General features: G+C 67.2%; 27 protein-coding genes, 1 tRNA gene, 1 other RNA gene and 1 pseudogene. 14 read left to right on the top strand and 16 right to left on the bottom strand.

The annotated features are described in order from the left end of the window. Positions 1-35: 35 nt before the first annotated feature. Together G6N27_RS06260 and G6N27_RS06265 are read right to left on the bottom strand one after the other, a co-directional pair. Positions 36-1595, bottom strand: coding sequence for an alpha/beta hydrolase (locus G6N27_RS06260; RefSeq protein WP_163775560.1), 1560 nt, complete (start codon positions 1593-1595; stop codon positions 36-38). Between the two features lie 49 nt (positions 1596-1644). Next, on the bottom strand, positions 1645-3036 hold the full coding sequence (locus G6N27_RS06265) for a WS/DGAT/MGAT family O-acyltransferase (RefSeq protein ID WP_163775561.1): 1392 nt from the start codon (positions 3034-3036) through the stop codon (positions 1645-1647). Positions 3037-3219: 183 nt separating this feature from the next. Here G6N27_RS06265 and panB point away from each other — a divergent pair, with 183 nt between their 5' ends. Together panB and G6N27_RS06275 are read left to right on the top strand one after the other, a co-directional pair. Beyond that, on the top strand, positions 3220-4059 hold the full coding sequence (gene panB / locus G6N27_RS06270; protein WP_163775562.1) for a 3-methyl-2-oxobutanoate hydroxymethyltransferase: 840 nt from the start codon (positions 3220-3222) through the stop codon (positions 4057-4059). A gap of 31 nt (positions 4060-4090) precedes the next feature. Further along, the gene (locus G6N27_RS06275; protein ID WP_163775563.1) at positions 4091-5536 is read left to right on the top strand and encodes a CYTH and CHAD domain-containing protein; all 1446 of its coding nucleotides are present in this window, start codon (positions 4091-4093) and stop codon (positions 5534-5536) included. Positions 5537-5544: 8 nt separating this feature from the next. Here G6N27_RS06275 and rnpB read toward each other — a convergent pair. Together rnpB and G6N27_RS06285 are read right to left on the bottom strand one after the other, a co-directional pair. Further along, positions 5545-5939: RNase P RNA component class A (gene rnpB / locus G6N27_RS06280), an RNA gene on the bottom strand. Positions 5940-5987: 48 nt separating this feature from the next. After that, positions 5988-7263: pseudogene (locus G6N27_RS06285) on the bottom strand (DUF222 domain-containing protein). 72 nt (positions 7264-7335) lie between these two features. Between G6N27_RS06285 and G6N27_RS06290 the strand changes: the two are divergent. Next, entirely contained in the window at positions 7336-8052 is a 717-nt protein-coding gene (locus tag G6N27_RS06290; RefSeq protein WP_163775564.1) for a 2OG-Fe(II) oxygenase, read from the top strand. A 7-nt stretch (positions 8053-8059) separates the two neighbouring features. Here the strand turns inward: G6N27_RS06290 and G6N27_RS06295 are convergent, their stop codons facing one another. The 5 genes from G6N27_RS06295 to cobC are packed head-to-tail and all read right to left on the bottom strand — an operon-like array spanning position 8060 to position 13013. Next, on the bottom strand, positions 8060-8959 hold the full coding sequence (locus G6N27_RS06295) for a DMT family transporter (protein ID WP_163775565.1): 900 nt from the start codon (positions 8957-8959) through the stop codon (positions 8060-8062). 31 nt (positions 8960-8990) lie between these two features. Beyond that, positions 8991-10091 (bottom strand): bifunctional RNase H/acid phosphatase, encoded by a 1101-nt coding sequence (locus tag G6N27_RS06300; RefSeq protein ID WP_163775566.1) that lies wholly within the window; start codon positions 10089-10091, stop codon positions 8991-8993. Beyond that, complete coding sequence (locus tag G6N27_RS06305; protein ID WP_163775567.1) at positions 10088-10822, bottom strand: zinc ribbon domain-containing protein; 735 nt, start codon at positions 10820-10822, stop codon at positions 10088-10090. Before G6N27_RS06305 ends, G6N27_RS06300 begins: the two co-directional genes overlap by 4 nt. Beyond that, positions 10819-11955, bottom strand: coding sequence for a Nif3-like dinuclear metal center hexameric protein (locus tag G6N27_RS06310; RefSeq protein ID WP_163775568.1), 1137 nt, complete (start codon positions 11953-11955; stop codon positions 10819-10821). The genes G6N27_RS06305 and G6N27_RS06310 overlap by 4 nt, the downstream gene beginning before the upstream one ends. Beyond that, entirely contained in the window at positions 11952-13013 is a 1062-nt protein-coding gene (cobC, locus tag G6N27_RS06315; RefSeq protein WP_163775569.1) for an Rv2231c family pyridoxal phosphate-dependent protein CobC, read from the bottom strand. Before cobC ends, G6N27_RS06310 begins: the two co-directional genes overlap by 4 nt. A 19-nt stretch (positions 13014-13032) precedes the next feature. Here cobC and G6N27_RS06320 point away from each other — a divergent pair, with 19 nt between their 5' ends. Genes G6N27_RS06320 through G6N27_RS06330 form a run of 3 tightly spaced genes read left to right on the top strand, consistent with a single transcriptional unit; the run spans position 13033 to position 14997 of the window. Then, positions 13033-13674 (top strand): HAD hydrolase-like protein, encoded by a 642-nt coding sequence (locus G6N27_RS06320; protein WP_163775570.1) that lies wholly within the window; start codon positions 13033-13035, stop codon positions 13672-13674. Beyond that, on the top strand, positions 13667-14179 hold the full coding sequence (locus G6N27_RS06325) for a low molecular weight protein-tyrosine-phosphatase (protein ID WP_264072456.1): 513 nt from the start codon (positions 13667-13669) through the stop codon (positions 14177-14179). Before G6N27_RS06320 ends, G6N27_RS06325 begins: the two co-directional genes overlap by 8 nt. Beyond that, positions 14179-14997, top strand: a complete 819-nt coding sequence (locus G6N27_RS06330; protein ID WP_163775571.1) for an SURF1 family cytochrome oxidase biogenesis protein — start codon at positions 14179-14181, stop codon at positions 14995-14997. The genes G6N27_RS06325 and G6N27_RS06330 overlap by 1 nt, the downstream gene beginning before the upstream one ends. On the opposite strand, the gene G6N27_RS06335 is transcribed toward G6N27_RS06330, so the two are convergent. Beyond that, a complete protein-coding gene (locus G6N27_RS06335) occupies positions 14969-15910 on the bottom strand; it encodes a cobalamin biosynthesis protein (protein ID WP_163775572.1) in 942 nt (313 codons plus the stop codon). The two genes, G6N27_RS06330 and G6N27_RS06335, sit on opposite strands and share 29 nt — an antisense overlap. A 34-nt stretch (positions 15911-15944) precedes the next feature. On the opposite strand from G6N27_RS06335, the gene G6N27_RS06340 reads away from it, so the two are divergent. Next, entirely contained in the window at positions 15945-16760 is an 816-nt protein-coding gene (locus G6N27_RS06340; protein ID WP_197746525.1) for an oxygenase MpaB family protein, read from the top strand. 3 nt (positions 16761-16763) lie between these two features. Here the strand turns inward: G6N27_RS06340 and G6N27_RS06345 are convergent, their stop codons facing one another. Next, on the bottom strand, positions 16764-16907 hold the full coding sequence (locus G6N27_RS06345; protein ID WP_163775573.1) for a hypothetical protein: 144 nt from the start codon (positions 16905-16907) through the stop codon (positions 16764-16766). A 127-nt stretch (positions 16908-17034) separates the two neighbouring features. Here G6N27_RS06345 and G6N27_RS06350 point away from each other — a divergent pair, with 127 nt between their 5' ends. From G6N27_RS06350 to G6N27_RS06360, 3 genes are read left to right on the top strand one after another with little or no spacing between them, the layout of a single operon-like run. After that, positions 17035-17430 carry a VOC family protein gene (locus tag G6N27_RS06350; RefSeq protein ID WP_163775574.1) on the top strand — a complete coding sequence of 132 codons (396 nt, stop codon included), beginning with the start codon at positions 17035-17037 and terminating at the stop codon, positions 17428-17430. 31 nt (positions 17431-17461) lie between these two features. Then, entirely contained in the window at positions 17462-18136 is a 675-nt protein-coding gene (locus G6N27_RS06355) for a cutinase family protein (protein ID WP_163775575.1), read from the top strand. A 4-nt stretch (positions 18137-18140) separates the two neighbouring features. Then, entirely contained in the window at positions 18141-19145 is a 1005-nt protein-coding gene (locus tag G6N27_RS06360) for a synaptic vesicle VAT-1 family membrane protein (protein WP_163775576.1), read from the top strand. Between the two features lie 4 nt (positions 19146-19149). Here the strand turns inward: G6N27_RS06360 and G6N27_RS06365 are convergent, their stop codons facing one another. After that, complete coding sequence (locus G6N27_RS06365; RefSeq protein WP_163775577.1) at positions 19150-19620, bottom strand: hypothetical protein; 471 nt, start codon at positions 19618-19620, stop codon at positions 19150-19152. 211 nt (positions 19621-19831) lie between these two features. On the opposite strand from G6N27_RS06365, the gene G6N27_RS06370 reads away from it, so the two are divergent. The 3 genes from G6N27_RS06370 to G6N27_RS06380 all read left to right on the top strand — a co-directional run bounded on the left by G6N27_RS06370 (position 19832) and on the right by G6N27_RS06380 (position 21636). Then, entirely contained in the window at positions 19832-20221 is a 390-nt protein-coding gene (locus G6N27_RS06370) for a pyridoxamine 5'-phosphate oxidase family protein (protein WP_163781437.1), read from the top strand. Positions 20222-20361: 140 nt separating this feature from the next. Next, positions 20362-21210, top strand: a complete 849-nt coding sequence (locus G6N27_RS06375; protein ID WP_232064896.1) for a DUF6065 family protein — start codon at positions 20362-20364, stop codon at positions 21208-21210. A 51-nt stretch (positions 21211-21261) separates the two neighbouring features. Continuing rightward, on the top strand, positions 21262-21636 hold the full coding sequence (locus G6N27_RS06380) for a hypothetical protein (RefSeq protein WP_163775578.1): 375 nt from the start codon (positions 21262-21264) through the stop codon (positions 21634-21636). A gap of 24 nt (positions 21637-21660) precedes the next feature. Here G6N27_RS06380 and G6N27_RS06385 read toward each other — a convergent pair. The 4 genes from G6N27_RS06385 to G6N27_RS06400 all read right to left on the bottom strand — a co-directional run bounded on the left by G6N27_RS06385 (position 21661) and on the right by G6N27_RS06400 (position 23258). Next, positions 21661-21735: transfer RNA gene (locus G6N27_RS06385), tRNA-Val, on the bottom strand. A gap of 49 nt (positions 21736-21784) precedes the next feature. Then, complete coding sequence (locus G6N27_RS06390; protein WP_163781439.1) at positions 21785-22240, bottom strand: peroxiredoxin; 456 nt, start codon at positions 22238-22240, stop codon at positions 21785-21787. After that, positions 22240-22662 (bottom strand): DUF3052 domain-containing protein, encoded by a 423-nt coding sequence (locus tag G6N27_RS06395; RefSeq protein WP_163775579.1) that lies wholly within the window; start codon positions 22660-22662, stop codon positions 22240-22242. The genes G6N27_RS06390 and G6N27_RS06395 overlap by 1 nt, the downstream gene beginning before the upstream one ends. A 98-nt stretch (positions 22663-22760) precedes the next feature. Further along, positions 22761-23258, bottom strand: a complete 498-nt coding sequence (locus tag G6N27_RS06400; RefSeq protein WP_232065003.1) for a hypothetical protein — start codon at positions 23256-23258, stop codon at positions 22761-22763. Between the two features lie 241 nt (positions 23259-23499). Here G6N27_RS06400 and aceE point away from each other — a divergent pair, with 241 nt between their 5' ends. Beyond that, positions 23500-26292, top strand: coding sequence for a pyruvate dehydrogenase (acetyl-transferring), homodimeric type (aceE, locus tag G6N27_RS06405; RefSeq protein ID WP_163775580.1), 2793 nt, complete (start codon positions 23500-23502; stop codon positions 26290-26292). The last annotated feature ends 40 nt before the right edge of the window (positions 26293-26332 follow it).

Raw genomic sequence — 26332 nt, forward strand, 5'->3', positions numbered from 1 at the left:
GTCTCGTTATTCACTGCCCGAATTGAGGATTCGGGTCAGCACCGAGCCCCTTGGGACGGCACGGTGCCGCTGATCAAGTAGGCCGTCGCGTAATCGTCAACGCAGCTATTGCCCTGAAAGACGACCGTGTGCTGCGTGCCGTCGAACGTGAGCAGTCCCCCGTGCAACTCTTTGGCGAGATCTACCCCGGCCTGATAGGGCGTCGCCGGGTCGTGGGTGGTGGACACCACCATCGTCGACGTCAGCCCGGGCGCGGAAATGTTGTGCGGCTTGCTCGTCGGTGGCACCGGCCAGAACGCGCAGGTGGCCAGCGGTGCGTCGCCGGTGAACTTGCCGTAGCTCATGAACGGTGCGACCTGGCGCGAACGACGGTCCTCGTCGACCACCTTGGCCCGGTCCTTGACCGCCGGCTGATCCACGCAGTTGACCGCCACCCGTGCATCGGTGGAGTTGGAGTAGTGGCCTTGCTTGTCGCGACGCATGTAGAGGTCGGCCAGCTCGAGCAGCGTGTCGCCGTGATGGTGGGCAAGTTCGGTGAACCCGGTGGTCAGGTGGGACCAAAAGTTCGGCGAGTACAGCGCCATAATGGTCCCGATGATGGCGTCGCTGTAGCTCAGCCCTCGTGGGTCTTTGGTTCGCGCCGGCTTGCCGATCAACGGGTTGTTCTTGTCGACGAGCGGATCGACCAAATTGTGGTACACGTCAACGGCTTTGGCCGGGTCGGTGCCCAGCGGACAGGTGGGCGACTTGGCGCAGTCTTTTGCGTAGTCATTGAAGGCGTCCTGAAAACCTTTGGCCTGGCGCAGATCTGACTCGACGGGATCGGCGTTCGGGTCGATCGCACCGTCGAGGATCATTGCCCGGACATTCTTCGGGAAAGCTTCGGCATACGCGGAGCCGATCCGGGTCCCGTATGAGTAGCCCAGGAACGTCAGCTTGCTGTCGCCCAGCGCTTCTCGGATGGTGTCCAGATCGCGGGCCACGTTGTCGGTCCCGACGTTCGCCAGAAATTTCTTGCCCATCTTGGCGACACAGCGAGCGACGTATTCCTTGGTCTCCTGTTCGATGTGCGCCACGCCGGCCGGGCTGTAATCGGCTTGCGGTTCAGTGCGTAACCGGTCGTTGTCGGCGTCGGAGTTGCACCAGACGGCCGGCCGGGACAATGCCACGCCACGCGGATCAAAGCCGACCAGGTCGAACCGTTCACGGACTTGCGGCGGCATCGCCTGCACGACGCCCAGCGCCGCTTCGATACCCGACTCGCCCGGCCCACCGGGATTGATGACCAGCGAACCGATCTTGTCGCGGGTCGCCGGGAAACGAATGAGCCCCAGCGTGGTGGCGTCGCCGCCGGGGTGCCGGTAATCCACGGGCACCGCCAGCTTGCCGCATTGAGCGCCGCTGGGCAGCTTCGCTGTGGCGCCGCCCGAGACGCGGCACGGTCCCCACTCCACCGGTTGTCCGACCTTCGGTCCGGCGAGCACCGCCCGGCCCCTGACGACGTGCGTGCAACTGGCGACCGTCGCCGCGACTACCGCCATCACGGTCCAGATCAGCATCGTGCGCGCGATCTTGCCGCGGCGAGGGGTCCCCATGACCACACATGCTGCCATGTGTGAGCGTCCGGCCCCGGGCGCTGGCCGGCTAACGTGTCGCGACCAGCAGTTCTTCCATTCCGACCGCGAAGTCGTCGGCCAAGTCCCACAGGTCTGGCACCAGCTCCGGGCAGGCGATGATCCCAACGTCGAGTTTGCCGGTCAACGACATCACGGTGATGTTGAGCCCCGAACCGTGGAACACCGGGCCCAGCGGATACATCGCCTTGACCTCGCTGCCCAGGAAATACAGCGGAACCTGTGGACCCGGCACGTTGGAGACCACCAGATTGTGCACCGGCATGCTCTTGGTGAGGCTGGTGCGGGCATACGCCCGCATCGCGAGGCCGAAGACGGCGGGCGCGGCGAACTGTGACCAATCCTGCAGCAGGGTGGCGCTGATCGCCGAACTATGTTGTTTGGCAACCGAATTCGCGTCGGCGATGGCCCTGATCCGCTCCGCCGGGTCGGCGATGTGGGTCTGCAGACTGGAGAACATACCCGAAACCTGGTTGCGCCCAGGCCGATCCGACTTCCCGTGCACCGACACCGGCACCATCGCCACCAGCGACGACTCCGGCAATTCACCCCGGTCGAGCAGGAAGTGCCGCAGGACCCCGGACACCAGCGCCATCACCACGTCGTTGACCTTGACGCCGAAATAGTCCTTGACCTTCTTGATGTCCTCGAGGTCCAGCTGCGCGTAAGAGATGTTGCGATGCGAAGTGATGGTGGCGTTGAACGCGGTGCGCGGGGCCGCGAACGGTGGCGCCATGGTCTGGCCGCTACGCGCCCGCAGCACCGTCTTGACCACCGATGTCGCGGTATCGGTGAGCGCGTTGGCCAGGCGCAGTGGCCTGGCGGCGAACTTCACGGCGCCAGTCAGGGCGATCTCGATCTGGTTGGCGCCGCCGACGCCGTCGACCGGATCCGGCGGTGGCGCGTCGGCCTCGGTGCTACACAGCTGGGACATCAGATTGGCCCCGGTGACACCGTCCACGCAGGCGTGATGCACCTTGGTCATCACGGCCAGCCGACCGCCCTGCTGGGCGTCGGTGCCCGCGACTCCCTCGATGACCCACATCTCCCACAGCGGCCGGGTGCGATCCAGCGGCAACCCGGCGATGTGACCGCAGATCTCGGCCAACTCCGATCGCCCGCCCGGTGGCGGCAGCCCGATGCGATGAACGTGGCGATTCACGTCGAAGTTGTTGTCTTCCACCCAAACCGGATGATCGAGATTCAGCGGACTGTCAGCTAGCTTTTCCCGGAATTCCGGCATCGCCTTGATCCGCAGAGCCAGCTCGTCGCGCAGCCGGTCGAAGGTGTAACCGCCCGGCATCGTCGACGTGTCGAGGTCCAGAATCGAGCACACATGCAACGACTGCGATGGCGTCTCCAGATAGAGGAAACTGGCGTCGAGTCCGCTGAGGCGCTGCATGCGCCGATGGTATGTCCGCTGCTGCGGAGCGGCGCCGGAATGGCCGGATGGGCGACGGTGTGAGAAAGCCCATTGCCACTGCTATCCACCTGCGCGCCGACAAGTGGCACAATGGTCGGGTCAGACGAACCCGGGGACCCCGAAGGGCCACGAGGATCGACCCGACCACCACTAGGGACAATGATGTCTGAACAGACTGTTTACGGTGCCCATTCTTCCGCCGCTCCGCGGACCAAGACTCGCGTCCACCACCTGCAGAAGATGAAGGCCGAAGGCCACAAGTGGGCGATGCTGACCGCCTACGACTACTCGACCGCCCGCATCTTTGACGACGCCGGCATCCCCGTGCTGCTGGTCGGCGATTCCGCCGCCAACGTCGTCTACGGCTATGACACCACCGTTCCGGTGTCGATCGACGAGCTGATCCCGCTGGTGCGTGGCGTCGTACGCGGCGCGCCGCACGCTCTGGTGATCGCCGACCTGCCGTTCGGCAGCTACGAGGCTGGACCCGCCGCGGCGCTCGACGCCGCCATCCGGTTCATGAAGGAAGCCGGCGCGCATGCGGTCAAATTGGAAGGCGGCGAACGGGTCGCCGACCAGATCGCCATGCTGACGGCAGCGGGCATCCCGGTGATGGCGCACATCGGCTTCACCCCGCAGAGCGTCAACACCCTCGGCGGTTTCCGGGTGCAGGGCCGCGGAGACGCCGCCGAGCAGACCATCCACGACGCGATCGCGGTGGCCGAGGCGGGCGCGTTCGCGGTCGTCATGGAAATGGTGCCGGCCGAGTTGGCCACCCAGATCACCGGCAAGCTGACGATTCCCACCGTGGGGATCGGTGCGGGCCCCAACTGCGACGCCCAGGTGCTCGTCTGGCAGGACATGGCCGGCTTCACCGGCGGCAAGACCGCCAAGTTCGTCAAGCGCTTCGGTGACGTCGGCGGCGAATTGCGCCGGGCGGCAACGCAGTACGCGCACGACGTCGCCGCGAGTGCGTTCCCCGCTGACGAGCACTGCTTCTGATCCCGTTACTCGGGCGTGGCACGCTGAGGTGATGCCTGGCCGCTATCTCGAAGTCGAGCGAAAGTTCGACGTCGGCGAATCCACGCCGCCGCCGTCATTCGACGGTGTCGACGGGATCGTCAGGGTGGAGAACGCCGCCTCGGAATCGCTGGACGCGGTGTACTTCGACACCCCGGCCCGGGATCTGGCGGCGCATCGGATCACGTTGCGCCGCCGCACCGGTGGCGGTGACGCCGGCTGGCATCTGAAGCTGCCGACCGGCCCCGACGCCCGCACCGAGGTGCGGGCACCGTTGGGCGCTGAGCACGATCCGCCGGCCGAGCTGCTCGACGTGGTGCTGGCCATCGTCCGAGACCGCCCGCTGAACCCGGTGGCACGGATCAGCACCACCCGCAAAATTCAGCTGCTGCACGGCGCCGACGACTCGGCCCTGGCCGAATTCTGCGATGACCAGGTCACCGCGGGGCAAGGCGCCGACGGCACTGTCGATGCGCAGCGGTGGCGGGAGTGGGAGCTCGAACTCGTCGGCGACGGAGCGGACGCCGATCTGATGGACGCGCTCTGCAACCGCATGCTCGAGGCCGGTGCCCGCCCCGCTGGGCATGGCTCCAAGCTGGCGCGGGTGCTCGACGTAGCGCCCACCAAACGGCCCGGCGACAAACTGCATCGCGCGCTGGCCGAACAGATCGACCAGCTGCTGGTGTGGGACCGGGCCGTGCGGGCCGACGCCGACGACGCCGTGCACCAGATGCGGGTGACCGCCCGCAAGATCCGCAGCCTGTTACAGGCCGCGCCGGATTCGTTCGGCCTCGCCGGCGACGCGTCGATCATCGACGAACTGCGCGAGCTGGGCAATGCGCTCGGGGTTGCCCGCGACGCCGAAGTCCTGGCCGAGCGGTATCGCAGCGCCCTCGACGATCTGCCGCCGGAGCTGGTCCGCGGACCCATCCGGGAACGGCTGGTCGACGGCGCGGCAGGCCGTTATCGGGCCGGACTGCGACATGCGTTGGCCGCCTTGCGATTGCCGCGCTATTTCCGTCTGCTCCACAACGTGGAGGCATTGGTCGCGGCGGACCCGTCGACTCAGGAGAAGACCGCGACAGGCACCGTCGCGGCGGCGGGTAAGAAGGTCCGCAGGGCCGCCGAGGAGGCCCGGAATGCGGCAGACCGCGACGGTGCGATACATCGAATCCGTAAGCGTGCCAAGCGACTTCGTTACACAGCTGCGGCGACCGGTGCGAAGAAGGTGTCCAAGCGGGCCAAAGAAGTACAGTCGCTGCTCGGCGATCACCAGGACAGCGTGGTCAGCCGCGAACATCTGACGCAGCAGGCCGAGGCCGCGCACGCAGCAGGCGAAGACACCTTCACCTACGGACTGCTTTTCCAACGGGAAGCCGACCTGGCTCTGGACTGCCGCACGCGACTCGAGCCGGCGCTGCGCAAGCTCGACAAGGCCGTGCGCAAGCTGTCGAGCTGATCGGGGCGCGGGCGAGTTGGCGTGTAAGCCGGATTCTGTTCCGCGCTACCAGGTAGCGCGGCGGCGACCATCCATCTGGACACACCGTCACCGGGTGCCTCAAGCGGCCTACCCGCAGGCTCAGGCGAGCCGCCCTCGAACACCTGCGCGACCGCACCGAAGTGCGGTCTTCTTGGCCTTGCTTCGGGTGGGGTTTGCCTAGCCATTCCGGTCACCCGGAATGCTGGTGCGCTCTTACCGCACCGTTTCACCCTTACCACCGCGAAGGTGGCGGTCTGTTTTCTGTGGCACTTTCCCGCGAGTCACCTCGGATTGCCGTTAGCAATCACCCTGCTCTGTGAAGTCCGGACTTTCCTCGACTCGTCGCCACGTGGACCCGAGCCGCGGCCGCCCAGCCAACTCGTCCGCGCTAACACCGTACTCGTTGCAGAATCCGCAGGCCAGCGACCAGCTACGCGGCGTGTAAGCCTGAGCACGCCATCTGGACGGCGATCTCCATCTCGCTGATTTCCAGCCGCACTGACCATCCCGGCATCGGCGGCGCGCCCGACCGATACGTCATTCCCGTCGGCGTGGTGAATTCCGCTGCGTGCGAACATTTTTCATCGACCTCAGGTCTGACCGACCAGCCGGTGACTTCCTTGACGTAATTACAGCGTTCGCAGAGTCCGAGTCCGTTGCCCACATCGGTCGCACCGCCGGCGACCCACGGCCGAGCATGGTCGAGATGACGGATCGGCGCGTCGCAGTAAGGCGTTCGGCAGCGCTGATCCCGCAATCGGATGAATGCCGCCAATCCGCGGGGAAACAGCCTGGCTCTCGACTCCATCGCGACCAACGCACCGGTGGCCGGACGCGCATACAGCCGGCGAATCGTGGCCCGCGACCGTTCGTCGTCGACAGCGCCCGACACCAATTCGCGCGCGATCGCCGCTGGAACGGGACCGTAACCGCACAGGTCGGCCGGCGCATTCGAGCCGCCCAGCAAAGTCTCGTCGGACAGCACCAGGTTCACCGCGATCGGCGTCGCTGTGGCCGGTGACCCGCTCCACCAGCACGTCGGCCATCACCTGACCGCGTGAGCGCCCGTCCGCGCAGGTGTCGGCCTCCCGTCGAAGTGCGGCATACACCGAAACTCCCTGTGCCACCGGCAACAACGCGGTCAGGTACGTCATGGTGTCGGGTGCGGGCCGAATGTTGACACAGCGCTCGGTTTCGGCCTTGGCCGCTCGATCGACCACGGCGTGCGGGTCGAGCCGGTACGCGATCGTCTTCGCCGCGGCCGCCAACCGCGCATCGCCCATGCAGTCCAGGTTGCGCGAGTCGGCACACAGTTCGGCGTCCAGCGTCCGCCGGTCCTCGACGTCAAGACATGCGCTCTCGCGCACGATCAGCGTGGCCCGCCACTCGCTCAATGCCCCGGCCTCCAACGCGGCCAGCGTGTGCGGCATCTCGTGCACCAAGGCTTTGGCGAAGCCCAGATGCCGGTTGCCGCGCGCAGGTGAATCCCGCCTGGCAAGCGCGATCTCGCTGGCGATCCCGCGCCCACGCCGCGCGGCCGGCATACCGGCAGCCGCCTCGGCAGCGCGCCGCGCCGCATCTAGCGCTGCCGCCGCCCGGGCCTGTCCCGCCGCCGCGGCGCATTTGACCCGTTCCAACTCGGCGATTCGCTCGACCAGCACCGATTCCTCGGCAGCGGGGTCGATCATCGCCAGTGATTCGAACATACATTCGATAGTAGCCGAGGTGTCCGACAAAAATGGATCTCACATCGACGACATCCCTATCGTCTACAGACCATGCCGCCGACACCGTGGACAAAGCGCGTCGACGCCGCCGACTGGGGCGCCATCGCTGCCGCCGTCGACGACTTCGGCGGGGCACTCCTGCCCCGGCTCCTCACACCCACCGAGGCGCGCCGGCTGCGCACGCTGTTCACCGACGACGACCTGTTCCGCTCCACCGTCGACATGGGGCCGCGCCGCTACGGTTCAGGGCAGTACCGCTATTTCCGCGCGCCCTATCCCGAGCCGATCGAGCAACTCAAACAGGCGCTGTACCCGCGACTGTTGCCGATCGCCCGGGACTGGTGGACGCGGCTGGGCCGAGATGCGCCGTGGCCGGACAGCCTCGACGAGTGGCTCGACGTGTGCCACGCGGCCGGCCAAACCAGATCGACGGCGCTGATGCTGCGGTACGCAACAGACGACTGGAACGCCCTGCACCGAGACCTCTACGGCGACTTGGTGTTTCCGCTGCAGGTCGTGATCAACCTCAGTGACCCGGACACCGAGTTCACCGGCGGGGAGTTCATGCTCGTCGAACAGCGGGCGCGGGCCCAGTCACGCGGCACCGCAACACAATTGCCACAGGGCCACGGCTATGTGTTCACCACCCGCGACCGGCCGGTGCGTTCGGCTCGCGGCTGGTCGGCCGCGGCCGTGCGGCATGGGCTGTCGGTCGTGCGGTCGGGCGAGCGGTTCGCGCTCGGCCTGATCTTCCACGACGCCGCCTGAACGTCGGCTACCCCACCGCTGCCGTCTCACCGACGGACTGCGTTGCTGCAGAGGCGGAATCGCGTCCCAGCGCAATGGTCGCCGCCGTCATCGCTGCGACAGCCAACACCAGAATCACGGCGCCCGGACCACGCACCACCAGATGCTCGCCGAGGACCACCACACCCAACAACACCGCCACCACGGGCTCACCGACGAGCATGATCGGCACCGACGCCTGCAAGGCGCCGGCGTGAAATGCCGACTGCTGCAAGACGGTGACCGCGACCGCGAGCGCCACCAGCAGATACGGCGCCGGCACCGTCAACAAGCCGTGCCACCCGTGCACGGCCAGGCGGTGCGTGCTGACCTTCGTCAGGACCGCGATCATCCCGAGCAGCACGGCGACGGCGGTGGCCAACAGCATCGCGCGCGTTCGACCGATCGTTCGGCGCGCCGCGAGCACACAGACGATCACCACCGGCGCTGATCCGATCAGCGCCACGGTCCAGGCCGGCACCGGCGGACGGTAGTGGCCTTCGCGCGGCTGGCCCACCAGGACGAACACGGTGAGCGCCGCCGTCAGCAGCAACGCCCAACCCCAATCACGGCCGCGCACATGCTGATGGGAGAACCGCGCGCCGAGCGGCAGCACAAACAACAACGAGGACACCAGCAGGGGCTGCACCAGCAGCAGCGAACCGTGCGCCAGGGCCAGCGCCTGAAACACATACCCACCGATCGCGCCGAGCGTCCCGGCCCACCACGACGGCTGGCGAACCCAGGACGTCACGATTGCGCCAGCGCCCTCCAGGTGCCCTGCCTCCGCTTGGATCGCGCGCTGCCGCACCACGATGCCTACCGCAGCAAAGAACGCGGCGAGCAACGCCGATCCGATCGCGAAAGCGTGCGAGGCTACCCACTCCACGATTGCCTCACTACCCGGTAACTCCTGATCTCTAACTCAGGTACGCAGTCTGGTTAACCAGTCGGACCGACGACGCGCCGTCCGGGTAGAACTCGGCGATGCTCAATGACGCCAGATCGAGGTGCAGCCGATACAGGATGGCCGGCCCGGCGTCGAGAGCCTCCCGCAGCAGCATTTTGATCGGGGTCACGTGTGACACCAGCAGCACGGTGCTGCCGTCGTATTCGGCGACGATCCGGTCCCGCGCCCGGCAGACCCGCTCGTTGACGCTGTCGAAGCTCTCGCCGCCGGGGGGTTCGGCGCTGGTGTCACGCAACCAACGCCGGTGCAGGTCGGGATCGCGGTCGGCGGCCTCGCCGAATGTCAGCCCCTCCCATGCGCCGAAGTCGGTTTCGATCAGGTTGTCGTCGACGGCGACGTCCAGACCCAGTGCTTTGCCGGCGGCCGTCGCGGTGTCGTAGGAGCGCTGCAGCGGTGAGCTGATCACAGCCGCGATGCCGCCGCGCTCTGCGAGATAGCGGGCGGCCGCGTCCGCCTGCCCACGGCCCACATCGGTCAGGGCCGGGTTGCCGCGTCCCGAATAGCGCCGCTGCGCCGATAGTTCGGTCTGACCGTGCCGCAGCAAGAGCAGGCGGGTGGCGGTGCCGCGCGCGCCGGTCCACCCCGGTGGTCCGGTGGTCTCGGGTACGACGGACGGCGGCGACACCTGACCGGCCGGCGCCGGCTGCTGGGCCGCGGCGTCCATTGCCTCGTTGGCCAACCGGTCGGCGTGCGAGTTCTCCGCGCGCGGGATCCACCGGTAACTGATCCGATCGAAGTGTGACGCCCGTGCTCGGGCTTCGGCGTTGAGCTCCCTGAGATCGGGGTGTTTGATCTGCCAGCGCCCCGACATCTGCTCGACCACCAACTTGGAATCCATCAACACCGCGACCTCGGTGGCGCCCAGCTCGGCGGCCTCCGCCAAACCCGCGATCAGGCCGCGATATTCGGCGACGTTGTTGGTGGCGATCCCGATCGCCTGCTTGCTCTCGGCCAGCACGGTGGACCGGTCCGCGGTCCACACCACCGACCCGTAACCTGCCGGTCCCGGATTGCCGCGCGATCCTCCGTCGGCCTCGATGATCACCTTCACGGTCGTACATCCTTGACGCGCAACAGGATTGCGTTGCACTCCGGGCAGCGCAACACCTCGTCTTCGGGGGCCGCAGAGATCCGGGCCATCTCGCCACGGTCGATCTCGATCCGGCATGCCCCGCAGCGACGGCCTTGCAACGGACCCGCCCCGGGGCCGCCGCCGGCCCGCTGCCGCTCGTACAACGCGACCAGTTCGGGGTTCAACGCCGTGGTGAGCTCGTCACGCCGCGACGTGTGAAGCCGGCGCAGGTGTTCGATATCGCCCAGGGTGGCGTCCAGAGCGCGCTGCGCCGAGGCCAATTCGGCGTGCAACGTCTCGATGACGGACTGCTCGGCGGCCCGCTGGGACTGCAACTGCTCGCGGTGTTCCATCACCTCCAGCAGCGAATCCTCTAGGCTGGACTGGCGACGTTCCAGGGTCTCCAACTCGTGTTGCAACTCCGACAGCTGTTTGGAATCGGCGACCGACTGCAGCAGCGAACGGTCCCGATCCTCACGCTGGCGCACCGCGTCGATCTCGGACTCGAACCTCGAGACCTGAGTGTCCAAGTCTTCCAACGCAATCTGCAGGGCACCCGACCTGTCGTTCACGGCGGTTTGGTCGGCCTGTATCCGCGCGATCTGCTGCCGCTCGGGCAAGTTGGCCGCGCGATGCGCGAGCTTGGCCAGCTCGCCGTCCAGTTCGGCAACTTCGAGCAACGAGTGCTGCTGTGCGACTTCGGCTTTCATCTCTTGTCACCCCCGTGACCATTGTCGACGTTCCACGGGTCGGTCCGGACGGGGCATACCCGAACCGGCAGCGCGTCGCCGAAAACCTCGCGGAGCACATCGGCGGCCTGCTCGCACCACGGGTACTCGCTGGCCCAGTGCGCTACGTCTACCAGCGCCACCTCGGACGCGCGCAGGTGCTCGTCAGCGGGATGGTGACGCAGATCCGCCGTGACGTAGGCATCGACGCCGGCTGCGGCGACGGTGCGGAGCAACGAGTCGCCAGCTCCCCCGCACACCGCCACCCGCGATACCGCCATCTCCGGGTTGCCCGCCGCACGCACGCCCCACGACGTGGCCGGCAGCCCGGACTCGACCCGGGACACGAACGCGCTCAACGGCTCTGGCCGTGGCAGCGTGCCGATCCGTCCCAGCCCGACGTCGCCGGGCGGTGGCGCCAGCGCGATGATGTCGAATGCCGGCTCCTCGTAGGGGTGCGCGTCGCGCATCGCCGACAGCACCTGTCGCCGCGCACCCGCGGGCGCGATCACCTCGATGCGGTCTTCGACCACGCGTTCCACCGCGCCGACGCTGCCTATCGCCGGCGCCGCCCCGGCCTCCGGCAGGAACTGGCCGGTGCCGGTGACACTCCAACTGCACTGGGAGTAGTCGCCGATGTGACCGGCCCCGGCCGCAAAGATCGCCGCCCGCACCGCGTCGGCGTTCTCCGGCGGCACGAAGATCACCCACTTGTCCAGATCACGACCGGAAGACGGTTCCAGCACCGCCTCCACGGTCAGACCGAGCGCGTGGGCCAACGCGTCCGACACACCCGGCGACGCCGAGTCGGCGTTGGTGTGCGCGGTGAACAACGAACGGCCGGAACGGATCAGGCGATGCACCAGCGCACCCTTGGCGGTACTGGCGGCCACCGTGTCGACCCCGCGCAGCAGCAACGGGTGATGCGCGAGCAGCAGACCGCCGTCGGGAACCTCGGCGACCACCGCCGCGGTCGCATCGACCGCAATGGTCACCGAGCTGAGCTCGTCGTCGGGGTCGCCGCAGACCAAGCCGACGGAATCCCACGACTGCGCAAGCCCGGGCGGGTACGCCTCGTCGAGCGCCTCGATGACCGTCGCCAACCGAACCGTCATCGCAGCGCCCCGATCGCCTCGACCAGAACCGGCCACTCCGGCCGCACCGCGGCACGCAGATAGTGTCCGTTCAACCCGACGAACGTGTCGCATCGTCGTACTGCAATTCCATTGACGTGCAATTTCTTTCGGGTCAGCTCCGCATCACCGACGGCGAACAGCACGAACGGAGCACAGCCGTCGACCGGCTCGGCTCCCGCCGCCCACAAACCGGACAACATCGCCGTACGCAACACCGCCAGCCGACGGGCATCCGCCGCGGCGTCGGCCACCGCCCCCGGCGCGCAACAGGCGGCGACAGCGGCAAGCTGCAGCGTGCCCAGCGGCCAGTGCGGACGCGTTGCGGTCAGCCGCGCCAACACATCCGGGGCGCCCAACGCGTAGCCCACCCGCAGTCCGGCCAGCGACCACGTCTTGGTCAGGCTGCGCAGCACCAGCACGTCGGGCAGCGACTCGCCGGCCAGCGATTCCGGTTCGCCGGGAACCGAATCGGCGAACGCCTCGTCGACCACGACAATGCGGCCGGGCCGGCGCAACGCCAGGATCTGCTCGCGGGTGTGCAACACCGACGTCGGATTCGTGGGGTTGCCGACGACCACGAGGTCCGCGGCATCGGGCACCCGCACCCCGGCCAGGCCGAACGGCGGAGCGAGCACCTCGTGATACACCGGCACCCCGGCGGCTGTCAGCGCGACGTCGGGTTCGGTGAACGACGGCGCGATGAGCGCCGCCAGCGTCGGTCGCAGGTTGGGCAGCAATGCGAATCCCTCGGCGGTTCCGGCCAGCAACGAAACCTCGTCGGTTGCCCGGCCGTGCCGGGTAGCGACCGCCTGGATCGCTGCGCGCTCGTCGTCGCGGCCCGGGTAGCGCGCCAGGTCGGTCAGGCGTGCCGCGAGCAGTTCGGTCAACCAGGCCGGTGGCCGCGGATGACGGACGTTGACGGCGAAGTCGAGCATGCCCGGTTCGGCGGCCTGATCCCCGTGATAACGCACGTTCGATTGCCGACTCGCCACATCTGAGACAGTAACGGCCCCGCGAACCGGACACAGTCGCGGCATCGAGGACAATAGAGATGCTATGACCATGCCCCAACTGGTGATCTTCGATCTCGACGGCACCCTCACCGACTCCGCGGACGGCATCGTGTCCAGCTTCCGGCACGCCCTGGCCGAGATCGGCGCCGCCGTCCCGGACGGCGATCTGGCCGGCCGGATCGTCGGGCCGCCGATGCATCACACGCTGGCGGCGATGGGGCTGGGTGAGCACACCGACGCGGCCATCGCCGCCTACCGCGCGGACTACACGACCCGGGGGTGGGCCATCAACAGCCTGTTCGACGGGATCGGGCCGCTGCTGGCCGACCTGCGGGCGGCCGGTGTGCGCCTCGCGGTGGCCACCTCCAAAGCGGAGCCGACCGCCCGACGCATCCTGGCCCACTTCGGTCTCGACGCGCACTTCGAGGTTGTCGCCGGCGCCAGTGTCGACGGCACCCGCGCCAGCAAGGCCGATGTCCTGGCACATGCGCTGTCCCAACTGCGGCCGGTGCCCGAACGGGTGCTCATGGTGGGCGATCGCCGCCACGATGTCGAAGGCGCCGCGGCCCACGGCATCGACGCGGTCGTCGTCGGCTGGGGCTATGGCCGTGCGGATTTCGCCGACACCGAGACGGTGTCACACGTCGCGACGGTCGCCGATCTGCGGAAGGCTTTAGGTGTCTGAATTCGATAGCCCGACGGCCGACAGACTGCACATCACGTTCGTATGCACCGGCAACATCTGCCGGTCCCCGATGGCCGAGAAGATGTTCGCCCACCAGATCAGCGAGCGCGGTCTGGACGACGCGGTGCGGGTGAGCAGTGCGGGCACCGCTGGCTGGCACATCGGCAAAGGCGCCGACGAGCGGACCAACCGGGTGCTGCGCAAGCACGGCTACCCCACCGACCACTGCGCGGCGATGCTCGCGGTCGACCACCTCAACGCCGACCTGGTGATCGCGCTGGCCCGCAACCACGTACCGCTCATCGAGCAGTTGGGCGTCGACGCCGACCGGATCCGGATGCTGCGATCCTTCGACCCACGCTCGGGCGCGTTCGTTCGCGACGTCGACGACCCCTACTACGGCAGCCAGCATGACTTCGAGGTCGCCTTCGCCGCCATCGAGGCATCGCTGCCGGGACTGCACAAGTGGGTCGACGAGCGACTGGCCCAGAACGGCTCGGGCTGATGCGCCGCCTGGCCTTCCTGCTGCGGCCGGGCTGGATCGCACTGGCCGTGGTGGTGGTCGCCTTCACCTACCTGTGCTTCACCGTGCTGGCACCGTGGCAACTGGGCAAGAACACCAAGACGTCGCGGGAGAACGACCAGATCCAGCAATCGCTGACCACCGCGCCGGTCCCGCTCACAACGCTGTTGCCGCAGCAGGATTCGTCGGCCCGCGATGCACAGTGGCGACGGGTGACGGCGACCGGGCACTACCTACCGGACAAACAACTGGTGGTCCGGCTGCGCGTCGCCGATGGGGAGCAGGCGATGGAGGTGCTGATTCCCTTCGCCGTCGACGGCGGCCCGACCGTCCTTGTCGATCGCGGCTATGTGCGGCCGCTGCCGGGATCGCGGGTACCGCCGCTGCCCCCGCCGCCTCGGGGGCCGGTGAGGATCACGGCCCGTCTGCGTGATTCCGAGGCCCCGGTGACGGACAAGGAGTCGTTCGTCAGTGACGGTGTGCGACAGGTGTATTCGATCGACGTGCAGCGCATCGCGCAGCTGACCGGTGTGCCGTTGACCGGATCGTATCTGCAGTTGGTCGACGATCAGCCGGGTGGGCTGGGCGTGATCGCTCTGCCCCATCTGGACGCCGGGCCGTTTCTGTCCTACGGCATTCAGTGGATCACTTTCGGCGTCGTCGCCCCGATCCTGCTGGGTTACTTCGTGTATTCCGAGGTAAAGGCCCGCCGGGCCGAGCAGGCCCAGTCGGCGCCGCCCGTCGACAAGCCGGCGACCGTCGAGGACAAGCTCACCGACCGGTACGGACGCCGGCGCTGACGCAGAGCAAGACCGCCGCCGCCTGCACGGCCCGCGAGAGCCGCACCGCGCGAAGCAGATCCGTCACTGTTGGGATTGCTCCGTCGCCGAGCACCGGCCGGATCTGCAATTCGTGGTGATACTGGGTCGGTCCGCCCAACCGCACGCCCAGCGCCCCGGCGAACGCGGCCTCTACCACGCCGGCGTTCGGGCTGGGATGACGTCGAGCATCCCGCCGCCAGGCCGCGATCGCGTCCGCCGGTGATCCGCCGACCACCGGCGCACACACCGCGGTCAGCACCGCGGTCAGCCGCGCGGGAAGGTAATTGGCCGCGTCGTCCAACCGGGCTGCGGCCCAACCGAATCGGGCGTAGCGCGGCGAACGGTGACCGACCATCGCGTCCAGCGTGTTGATCGCGCGGTACCCGAGTGCGCCGGGCACCCCGCCAACGCATGCCCACAACAGCGGCGCCACCTGCGCGTCGGAGGTGTTCTCGGCGACCGATTCGGCCGCCGCGCGGGTCAATCCTGCTGCGTCGAGATGCGCCGGGTCCCGCCCGCACAGCGACGGCAACAGGTCTCGGGCACCCTCGAGGTCGTCACCACGCAGCCGATCGCTCATCGCCGACCCGGTGCGCGCCAGCGAGGTTCCGCCCAGCACGACCCAGGTGGCGGCCGCGGTCGCGGCGATCGACCAAGCCGGGCCGCGCCGCCGTGCGCCCCGCTCCAGCGTGACACCGGCCAGAGTCACGGCGCCGACCAACACGGCCACGTGCAGCGCGCCGGCGACCCGGCTGTCGCGATAGCTCAGCCGCTCGGCTGTCGTTGCCACAGTCCCGAATCCCGCCACCGGGTGAGCTGCCCGCGGGTCGGCCAGCACCAGGTCGGCCAGGTAGCCGATCAGCACACCGCTGAGCCGCGTGGCGTCAAACACTCCGGCAGCGTCTCACACGTGATGTACTCGGCTGATGACGCGACGTGTCACCCGAGTCGCTGACCTGCTGAATCCCGCTGCCGTGCTGTTGCCCGCCGCGAATGTGATCATGCAGTTATCGCTGCCCGGCGTCGGCTACGGAGTGCTGGAAAGCCCGGTCGACAGCGGCAACGTCTACAAGCATCCGTTCAAGCGGGCGCGTACCACCGGCACCTATCTGGCCGTCGCGACCATCGGTACCGAATCCGACCGTGAGCTCATCCGCGCCGCCGTCGACACCGCGCACCGGCAAGTGCGCTCGACGTCGTCGAGTCCGGTGTCCTACAACGCGTTCGACCCTGCGCTGCAGCTCTGGGTGGCCGCCTGCTTGTACCGCTATTTCGTCGACCAGCATGAGTTCCTGTACGGCCCTCTCGACGAGGAGTCCGCGGACGCGGTATATCAGGACGCGAAACGGCTGGGTACCACGCTCCAAGTGCGGGAAGCGATGTGGCCGACGGACCGGGTCGCCTTCGACGATTACTGGAAACGGTCGCTGGACGGCCTGCGGATTGACCCTGCGGTGCGCGACCACCTGCACGGAGTCGCGGCAATGAAGTTCCTGCCCAGACCACTGCACGCGCTGGCGGGGCCGTTCAACCTGTTCGCGACGACGGGCTTTCTGCCCCCGGAATTCCGCTCGATGATGCGGTTGGGGTGGTCAGAATCCCAGCAGCGACGTTTCGGCTGGTTGCTGGCCGCTTTGCGGTTGGCCGACCGCCTGATTCCTCGCAATGCGTGGATTTTGGGTTATCGGCTTTACCTGTGGGACATGCGGTTCCGCGCCAGCCGGGGCTGGCGGATCGTGTAGCGGCTAGCCGGCGATGGTGACCAGGACGATGGCGATCATGCTCAGCACGGCCATCCAGAACCACGGCTGCAGGTAGATGCGCTCGTTGCTCTCTTCGATCTTGGGCGCGTGTGAAGTGGTTCGCTCGGGCGTAAGTTGCGAAGTCATGTATCGAGTCTGACTAATTAGTCAAACGAAGTAAATGTGGCGCTCGCCACCCCGGGTACCGGGTTGCGATCTAGGTCACACTTCAGGATGCTCAGGCAGGTCAGAACTTCGAGAATGGAGCGGCTCGATGGCTTTCCCAGGACTTAACCACGTCGCGGTCACCGTGCGAGACATGGCGGTCAGCGGCCCCTGGTACCGCCGGTTGTTCGACGCGGATCCGGCGGTCGACGAGCACACCGCCGCGGGTTTTCGCCACCTGGTGTGGGTCCTCGGCGGCGGCACTCTGTTCGGAATTCACCAGCACGAGCTGCCGGCGCCCGACGAGCGCTTCAGTGAGTTCCGGGTCGGTCTGGACCACGTCGGCTTCGGCTGCGCCACCCGCGGGGAGTTGGAGACGTGGATGACCCGGCTCAACAAGCTCGGCATTCAGCACGGCGGAATCGTCGACGCGCCCTACGGATCGGGCCTGAGTTTTCGCGACCCCGACGGCATCGCTCTCGAACTGTTCGCTCTGCCCGGCTGACTTGCCCGCCGCGTTGTGTCAGCATTACGACGTGAGCGCCCGCCACATTGCTCGTGTCCTCGTTGCCGTGGTGCTGACCACCCTGGTAGCGCCGTTTGCTCCCGCGTCCGCGGCGCCCTGCCCCCACGTCGAGGTGACGTTCGCCCGCGCGACCGGCGAGGCGCCAGGTGTCGGCGTGGTGGGACAGCAATTCATCGATGCGCTGCGCTCGCAGGTCGGGGGTCGGTCCGTCGCGGTCTATCCGGTCAATTACGCCGCGTCGGAGGATCTCGCCCCGTCGGCCAACGCCGGCGCCGTGGATGCGAACGCCCACGTCGAGTCGATGGCGGCGAGTTGTCCGAACACCAAGCTGGTGCTGGGTGGCTACTCCCAAGGCGCAGCCGTGATCGACCTGATCACCATCGCCCAGGCTCCGGTCTCGGGCTTCGTTCCCGTGTCGCTACCTCGAGACGTCGCCGATCACGTCGCCGCGCTGGCCCTCTTCGGCAATCCGACCAGCAGATACCTGGGCGCGCCGGTGAGTACGCTGAGTCCCTGGTACGGCGCGAAGGCCATCGATCTGTGCGCGGCCGGCGACCCGGTCTGCACCCCCGGCGCCTTGTTCACCGTTCCGACGCCGGCCGAGCTGTCCTCCCCCGAGCACCTGTCCTATCCGCATTCCGGAATGCCCTCTGAGGCAGCAACTTTCGTCGCAAGCCAGCTGTAGACAAATGCGCGCAGTCGTCATCACCAAACACGGTCCACCGTCGGTGCTCAAGGTGCAGGATCGGCCCGATCCTCCACCGCCCGCGGCCGGCCAGGTGCGGATTGCAGTCCGTGCGGCCGGAGTCAACTTCGCTGATCATCTCGCGCGGGTCGGGCTCTATCCCGACGCCCCCAAGGTGCCCAGCGTGGTTGGCTACGAGGTCGCCGGGACCGTCGAGGCCGTCGGTGACGGCGTCGATCCCGCGCGGGTGGGACAGCGGGTGCTGGCCGGAACCCGTTTCGGCGGCTACGCCGAGATCGTCAACGCCGGCGCGAACGACACTGTCGCGCTTCCGGACTCGATGAGCTTCGAGCAGGGCGCCGCGATCCCGGTCAACTACGCGACGGCGTGGGCGGCGCTGCACGGCTACGGCTCACTGCAGCCGGGCGAGCGCGTGCTGGTGCATGCCGCTGCCGGCGGCGTCGGCATCGCGGCCGTGCAGCTGGCCAAGGCTGCGGGCGCGGTCGTGCACGGCACCGCGTCGCCGGGCAAACACAAACAGCTCGCCGCGCTCGGCGTCGACCGAGCCATCGACTACCGCCGCGGCGGATGGTGGAAGAGCCTGAGCCCCTACGACATTGTGCTCGACGCCCTCGGCGGCACATCGCTTCGGCGGTCGATGGACTTGCTGCGACCGGGCGGACGGCTTGTCGCCTATGGCTTCTCGGCGATGCAGCAGGGCGAGAAGCGGTCGCTGCGGCGCGCGGCGCCGCAGGTGCTGGCGATGCTGCGTGGGTTCAACCTGATCAAGCAGATGGAGGACTCGAAGACCGTCATCGGCCTGAACATGCTGCGGCTGTGGGACGACCGCGGCACCCTAGAGCCCTGGATCGGACCGCTGTCGACGGCATTGTCGGACGGCACGGCGGCGCCGGTCGTGCACGCGGCGGTGCCGTTCGACGATGCGCCCGAAGCGCATCGCATCCTGGCTGCGCGGGAGAACGTCGGCAAGGTCGTGCTGGTTCCCTGACGCGTCAGCAGATCCGGTGCAAGCGGGTGTCCCACACGTGCCCATCCATGTCGGCGAACGTAGCCAACCGGACGGGGTGTCTGCCGTCTGCGAACCAATCACTGGTCATGCTGGCGTGGATCGGCCATCCGCCCGCGTGCGCCAACGAGACCATGCCGCGCCAGGCGCTGTAACCGCCGGCCGTGAAGCCGGCTTCCGAGGTGTGACAGATTTCGTTCAACGACACGGTCTGCAGATCCGCCGGATCGCGCCCGATCAGGGCGGCGAACGCAGGATTCACGAACAGGATCTCGCCGTGAGCGTCGGCGAGCAGGACCGGCGCGACGAGCCGGGACAACACCACCAGCGCCGGCATCTCCGCCAGGGTGGTCATCGGCGAAAGGAGTCGCCAGTCAGCCCGGCGACGTTCCGCCGGCCGGACCGCAGTCGCAGCGAGATCTTCGGACGCGCGAAGGTCGGGTGGACGTACAGACATGGCGTCCAACATTCCGGACCTTATGTCACCCTCAATAGGGCCGAACGGCCCTATCCGGATGCGATGCGAATGCGACAAGCGCCAGCACAATCCGCGCAGTGCCATTCGGCCCTAGGCGGATATCCACCTGTTGTGAACTATTAACTGCGTGAAGCAGTCTGCCTACGATGGCGGCTTGGGCACGGCGCGCCTACCCGGCCGCGCTGAGCAGATGGACCGCGATGAGGCGATGCGGTTGCTGAGCAGTGTCGACTACGGGCGAATTGTCTTTGACCTACAAGCACTTCCGGCGATCCGCCCGGTGAATCATTTGGTGGACGCGGGCACAGTCATCGTGCGCACTCGACTCACCTCCGCAATCGGGTCCGCCGTGAGCTCCGGGGACGGACTCGTCGTCGCCTACGAAGCCGACGATCTCGACCCCCTGACCCAGACCGGGTGGAGTGTTGTCGTCACCGGCCGGGCACACACTGTCTTCGATCCTGAGTCCGTAGCGCGATACGAACGACTCCTTCACCCGTGGGTCAATCACCCTGACTCGGTCGTCGCAATCGCGCCCACCATGGTCACCGGCATCCGCATCGTCGCCGCACGGGAGTAACTTCCGCTGAGGTAATAGATGGACCTTCGTCCAACTGTGAGTAGGCTGTGCGCTCAATTACCGAGCACGACGTGCCATGTTTCTGCGGGAGAGCTTTCATCCTCTGCGGCAAACGGTGCCCCCAGCTAATCGAGGACCAGATGACGGAAGAGTCCAGCGCGCGCGCCCGTCCACTGATCGCGTTCATCACCGGTGCTGACGCGCCGCAGATCGAACCGGCTCCGATTAGCCGGACGTGGATGTCAACGATGTCGGAGACGCGCATGGGTTGGCCTAACCGATGCCTGCCGATGCTGATGGCTAACCAAAGCGGCTGGGAGTTGCGAAATCCGTGCGCGTTCACCGCCACGTGGTTCGGTCCGGACAACGACGTGGACGTGCTGATCACACCTGACAATCGCGACCCCGATCAGTTCCTGCCGCTGAGCCACTTCGGTAACGGCATCCTGACGTGGAGGCTGCCGCTCCTGTTTCGCACCCCGCCCGGCTACAACTTGTTGGTCCGCGGACCGGCGAATTATCCGAAGGACGCCGCGTGCCCGTTGGAAGGCGTCGTCGAAACCGACTGGGCAAGTGCGAGTTTCAGCATGAGCTGGAAACTCACTCGCAAACTGATGCCGGTGCGATTCGAAGTCGACGAGCCGATCTGCATGATCGTTCCGCAGCGCCGAGCCGAGCTTGAAGAGTTCGCCCCGGAATTCAGGCACATCGAGTCCGATCAAGATCTGCAACGAAAGCATGAGGTCTTTCTGCGCTCACGTGACGCGGCAAAACAGATCGAGCAGGTGGCGAGGGTCGCCGCCGGAGAGCAAGTCGAGTGGCAAGGCCATTACACGCGCGGCGAACACGCCGACGGCGAGGCCGGAATCGCGGAGCATCAGACTCGGCGTCATCTACATTCATTTGGTTGGCCACAAAGCGACAAGCCGAGCCCCGACCAGTCACTGGTGGGCGCGGACGGTATCGAACTGCCGGCCGCTGGTGCGTAAATCCGAGCCAGGGTGACCGGTCTGGCGCCAACAACGTGGTAGACCACCACAGTGCCCCATCCTCATCTCGCCGAAATCGTGCTGGTCGACGGTGCGACCGCCGCCACTCTGGCGCAAGTCCTTCCGGTACTGCTGCTGACACTGGCTGTGGAGATGAGACGGACCCAGATACATTCCCGGGTGTCACGTCTTCGACTGGGCGCGTTCTTCCTGCTCTTCGCCGTGGCAGAGACGCTGTTGGTGTTATCCATCGACGGGACCCTTTATCCGTTTCGATGGTTCGATCTCGCCTCGGCCGTAGCGATCTTCGGCCTGCTTTCAATGGCGTTCGCATTGTCCCTGGCCGAGATGCGCCCCCCGCAACGGCCGGCGGTACCGCCCGTCGAGGATCCGCCAACGAACGACAGCGGCGATCTCGCGCCCTAGCCGGGCTGCGAACTGCAGAAATACTGGTGGGCGCGGACGGTATCGAACCGCCGACCGCTGGTGTGTAAAACCAGAGCTCTACCACTGAGCTACGCGCCCGTGCGGCGCCAAGATACCGCCCAGACCGCCTCGGCCCCAAAATCTCCGACTACAGCGCCGCCAGCGCGTCGGTCCAGAGCCGCTGGTCGCGGGCCTCGCCGGGCTGCTTCATCTCGGCGAATCGGATGACGCCCGAACGGTCGACCAGGAACGTGCCGCGATTGGCGATACCGGCGTCCTCATTGAAGACGCCGTAGGCCTGACTCACCACCCCGTGCGGCCAGAAATCCGAGAGCACCGGGAACAGGAAACCGCTGTCGGTGGCCCACACCTTGTGGGTGGGCGCCGGGCCCACCGAGATGGCCAGCACCGCCCTGTCGTCGTTCTCGAAGTCGGGCAGGTGGTCACGTATCTGGTCGAGCTCGCCTTGGCAGATGCCGGTGAAAGCGAGCGGAAAGAACACCAGCAGAACGTCTTTGGCGCCACGAAAGTCGCTGAGCGTGACCGGCTGGCGGTTCTGGTCGACCAGCGTGAAGTCCGGTGCGCTTACGCCGACCGCCAACATCAGCGGCGCCCGGCCCGCGATTTCGGCTGAACCAGACGGCTCGCGCTCCACTCGTCGAGGTTGACCGACGAGGTCGGCATCAGCCCGGCAGTCGGCGCCGACTCGGCGATCTCGGCGGGCTGAACGTGGCCCGGCCGTCCCGTCTTGGGTGTCAGCACCCAGATGACGCCGTCGTCGGCCAACGGCGCGATCGCATCCATCAAGGTGTCCACCAAGTCGCCGTCGCCGTCGCGCCACCAGAGCAGCACGACATCGATGACCTCATCGGTGTCTTCGTCGAGCAACTCGCCGCCGCACGCATCCTCCACGTCGGCGCGGATCTCGTCGTTGGTGTCCTCGTCCCAACCCCACTCTTGGACAACCTGCCCTCTTTGGATGCCCAATTTGCGGGCATAACTCGGGGCGTCATCCGCCGCGACCACCGTGCGACCTCCTTGTCAGTTCCAAGCCACTGATGCGTGAACGTGCAGTGCAATGCCCTTCATCGTCGCATAGCACGTAGCGTTGCACATCTGTCGACTCATAGGGATGCTCGGCACCGTTTAACGGCTTCGGTCTTGGCGTCGTTGAGCTGATTGACCCGATGGTTGAACTCGTCGGTCCCGGCGTGCGCGCGGATTGCCTTCGCGACGTCGCGTGCCGCGTCGTCGTAAGCGTTGAGGGCCTCGCGCAGTTCCTGCGACAGCGGACCGTTGCTGTCACCCTCGACCGTGTCGGCGCTGTGGTTCAGGGCATCGACGGCCGGCCCCTCGGCGCCGGAGGTGTCGCCGCCCCGGTTGTAGGCCGCGACGAAGTCGTTCACCCGGTCGACGGCCTCTTTGCTGCTGACGACAAATGACTCGCACACCCGCACCACGGCTTTGGTGGTCAACGACTGCTGACGCTGCGACTCGCGCACGCTCGACGTCGCAATCGACGCCGACACCGATGCGGACACCGACGCGCGATACGCCGGCGCGATCGCGTTGTCGGCGCCTGGCGTGCCGTCGGTGACGGTGGTGCACCCGACGACGGCCATTCCAACTGCCGCGAGGCAGCCGACCGCCCGCGCGGCCGTCCGCCGTCCAAGCCCTCCGATCGCCACAGGTTGAGACGTTACCGGGTGACGATCGCGGACGTCGGCGGCCCGGCTTGCCCGGGCGCTACGCAGTGCGACCCGCGGTGCGGCACGATAGGAGTTACCGAGACCATCCGCGACGGCTCGATCGGCCACAAGCAGACACCTCCTTCTGGCAAGCCGTCTAGCAAGGAGTAGCGCGTTGACTACCGAGTTCGTCCGCCACGATCTGGCGAAGAATCCAACCGGCGCAAGCGAACCCGACCGCGTGCGGGTGATCCGCGAAGGTGTGGCGTCCTACCTGCCCGACATCGACCCGGAGGAGACCGCCGAGTGGCTGGAGTCCTTCGACGAGATGCTGGAGCGCTCGGGCCCGTCGCGGGCGCGGTATGTGATGTTGCGGCTGTTGGAGCGCGCCGGTGAGCAGCGGGTGGCGCTGCCGTCGCTGACGTCGACCGACTACGTCAACACCATCCCGACCGAGCTGGAACCCTGGTTCCCCGGCGACGAGGACGTCGAACGTCGTTACCGGGCCTGGATCCGATGGAACGCCGCGATCATGGTGCATCGCGCCCAGCGTCCCGGAGTCGGTGTGGGCGGCCACATTTCGACGTACGCATCGTCGGCGGCGCTCTACGAGGTCGGCTTCAACCACTTCTTCCGCGGCAGGTCGCATCCCGGCGGCGGCGATCAGGTGTTCATCCAGGGCCACGCCTCCCCCGGCATCTACGCGCGGGCGTTCCTGGAAGGCCGGCTTTCGACCGACCAGCTCGACGGCTTCCGCCAGGAGCACAGCCATCCCGGCGGTGGGCTGCCGTCCTATCCGCACCCGCGGCTGATGCCCGACTTCTGGGAGTTCCCGACGGTGTCGATGGGCCTGGGCCCGATGAACGCGATCTATCAGGCCCGGTTCAACCACTACCTGCATGACCGCGGCATCAAAGACACCTCCGATCAGCATGTGTGGGCGTTTTTGGGCGACGGCGAGATGGACGAGCCGGAGAGCCGCGGCCTGACGCACGTCGCCGCGCTGGAGGGTCTGGACAATCTGACGTTCGTCGTCAACTGCAACCTGCAGCGCCTCGACGGCCCGGTGCGTGGCAACGGCAAGATCATCCAGGAACTGGAATCGTTCTTCCGCGGGGCGGGCTGGAACGTCATCAAGGTGGTGTGGGGACGCGAGTGGGACGCGCTGCTGCACGCCGACCGCGACGGCGCGCTGGTGAACCTGATGAACAGCACTCCCGACGGCGACTACCAGACCTACAAGGCCAACGACGGCGCGTATGTGCGCGACCACTTCTTCGGTCGCGATCCGCGGACCAAGGCACTCGTCGAGCCGATGAGCGACTCCGAGATCTGGAACCTCAAGCGTGGTGGACACGACTACCGCAAGGTCTACGCGGCCTATCGCGCCGCCGTCGACCATCACGGCCAGCCGACGGTGATTCTGGCCAAGACCATCAAGGGCTATTCGCTGGGCGCGCACTTCCAGGGCCGCAACGCCACGCACCAGATGAAAAAGCTTGCGCTGCAGGACCTCAAAGACTTCCGCGACGCAATCCGGATCCCGATCAGTGATGCCCAACTCGAGCAGGATCCCTACCTGCCGCCGTACTACCACCCCGGTCCGGAGGCCCCGGAGATCCGCTATCTGTTGGAGCGGCGCCACGCGCTGGGCGGCTTCCTACCGGAACGGCGCACCAAGTCCAAGGCACTCACCCTGCCGGGACGCGACATCTATGCGCCGCTGAAAAAGGGGTCCGGGCACCAGGAAGTGGCCACCACCATGGCGGTGGTGCGGACGTTCAAGGAACTCCTTCGCGACAAGGAAGTTGGGCCGCGCATCGTCCCGATCATTCCGGACGAGGCGCGTACGTTCGGGATGGACTCGTGGTTCCCGTCGCTGAAGATCTACAACCGAAACGGCCAGCTCTACACCGCCGTCGACGCCGATCTCATGCTGGCCTACAAGGAAAGCGAAATCGGCCAGATCCTGCACGAGGGGATCAACGAAGCGGGATCGGTCGCGTCGTTCACCGCGGCCGGCACGTCGTATTCGACGCACAACGAGCCGATGATCCCGATCTACATCTTCTATTCGATGTTCGGCTTCCAGCGCACCGGCGACGGACTGTGGGCCGCCGCCGACCAGATGTCGCGGGGCTTTACGCTCGGCGCCACCGCGGGGCGCACCACGCTGACCGGTGAGGGCCTGCAGCACGCCGACGGCCACTCGCTGCTGCTGGCGAACACCAATCCCGCTGTGGTGGCCTACGATCCGGCCTTCGCCTTCGAGATCGCCTTCATCATCGAAAGCGGACTGGCCCGGATGTACGGCTCGGACCCGGAGAACATCTTCTTCTATCTGACCGTCTACAACGAGCCCTACGTGCAGCCGCCGATGCCGGAGAATTTCGACCCCGAAGGCGTGCTGCGGGGTATCTACCGCTATCGGCGGGCCACCGAGAGCCGCACCAACTCCGCCAACATCCTGGCGTCCGGGGTCGCGATGCCGGCGGCGTTGCGTGCCGCCGACATGCTGGCCGCCGAGTGGGATGTCGCCGCCGATGTGTGGTCGGTGACGAGTTGGAGTGAGCTCAACCGCGACGGCGTCGCCATCCAGAAGGAACAACTGCGACACCCGGACCGACCGGCGGGCGAGGCTTATGTCAGCACCGCGCTGTCCGGGGCGAGGGGCCCGTTCGTCGCCGTGTCGGACTGGATGCGCGCGGTGCCGGAGCAGATCCGGCCGTGGGTGCCGGGGCGATTCGTCACGCTGGGCACCGACGGGTTCGGCTTCTCCGACACCCGGCCCGCCGCCCGTCGCTTCTTCAACACCGACGCCGAATCCCAGGTCGTCGCCGTGCTGGAGGCGCTGGCCCGCGACGGCGAGATCGACCCGTCCGTGCCGGTCGCGGCCGCGCGCCAGTACCGCATCGACGACGTCCAGGCCGCGCCCGCGCAAACCTCCGACCCCGGACCGGGCGCCTGACCGGCCTGCATTTGGCGGAACCATCCAGATAACTGGCGTA

It is taken from the genome of Mycobacterium cookii, from assembly GCF_010727945.1.
Classification (GTDB): Bacteria; Actinomycetota; Actinomycetes; order Mycobacteriales; family Mycobacteriaceae; genus Mycobacterium; species Mycobacterium cookii.

Bases quoted from the DNA above. Each gene is read 5' to 3' on its own strand.
- G6N27_RS06260 (WP_163775560.1), bottom strand. From the start codon at position 1,595: ATGGGGACCCCTCGCCGCGGCAAGATCGCGCGCACGATGCTGATCTGG.
- G6N27_RS06265 (WP_163775561.1), bottom strand. From the start codon at position 3,036: ATGCAGCGCCTCAGCGGACTCGACGCCAGTTTCCTCTATCTGGAGACG.
- panB (WP_163775562.1), top strand. From the start codon at position 3,220: ATGTCTGAACAGACTGTTTACGGTGCCCATTCTTCCGCCGCTCCGCGG.
- G6N27_RS06275 (WP_163775563.1), top strand. From the start codon at position 4,091: ATGCCTGGCCGCTATCTCGAAGTCGAGCGAAAGTTCGACGTCGGCGAA.
- G6N27_RS06290 (WP_163775564.1), top strand. From the start codon at position 7,336: ATGCCGCCGACACCGTGGACAAAGCGCGTCGACGCCGCCGACTGGGGC.
- G6N27_RS06305 (WP_163775567.1), bottom strand. From the start codon at position 10,822: ATGAAAGCCGAAGTCGCACAGCAGCACTCGTTGCTCGAAGTTGCCGAA.
- G6N27_RS06310 (WP_163775568.1), bottom strand. From the start codon at position 11,955: ATGACGGTTCGGTTGGCGACGGTCATCGAGGCGCTCGACGAGGCGTAC.
- cobC (WP_163775569.1), bottom strand. From the start codon at position 13,013: ATGCCGCGACTGTGTCCGGTTCGCGGGGCCGTTACTGTCTCAGATGTG.
- G6N27_RS06320 (WP_163775570.1), top strand. From the start codon at position 13,033: ATGACCATGCCCCAACTGGTGATCTTCGATCTCGACGGCACCCTCACC.
- G6N27_RS06330 (WP_163775571.1), top strand. From the start codon at position 14,179: ATGCGCCGCCTGGCCTTCCTGCTGCGGCCGGGCTGGATCGCACTGGCC.
- G6N27_RS06340 (WP_197746525.1), top strand. From the start codon at position 15,945: ATGACGCGACGTGTCACCCGAGTCGCTGACCTGCTGAATCCCGCTGCC.
- G6N27_RS06345 (WP_163775573.1), bottom strand. From the start codon at position 16,907: ATGACTTCGCAACTTACGCCCGAGCGAACCACTTCACACGCGCCCAAG.
- G6N27_RS06350 (WP_163775574.1), top strand. From the start codon at position 17,035: ATGGCTTTCCCAGGACTTAACCACGTCGCGGTCACCGTGCGAGACATG.
- G6N27_RS06360 (WP_163775576.1), top strand. From the start codon at position 18,141: ATGCGCGCAGTCGTCATCACCAAACACGGTCCACCGTCGGTGCTCAAG.
- G6N27_RS06365 (WP_163775577.1), bottom strand. From the start codon at position 19,620: ATGTCTGTACGTCCACCCGACCTTCGCGCGTCCGAAGATCTCGCTGCG.
- G6N27_RS06370 (WP_163781437.1), top strand. From the start codon at position 19,832: ATGGACCGCGATGAGGCGATGCGGTTGCTGAGCAGTGTCGACTACGGG.
- G6N27_RS06375 (WP_232064896.1), top strand. From the start codon at position 20,362: ATGACGGAAGAGTCCAGCGCGCGCGCCCGTCCACTGATCGCGTTCATC.
- G6N27_RS06390 (WP_163781439.1), bottom strand. From the start codon at position 22,240: ATGTTGGCGGTCGGCGTAAGCGCACCGGACTTCACGCTGGTCGACCAG.
- G6N27_RS06400 (WP_232065003.1), bottom strand. From the start codon at position 23,258: ATGGCCGTCGTCGGGTGCACCACCGTCACCGACGGCACGCCAGGCGCC.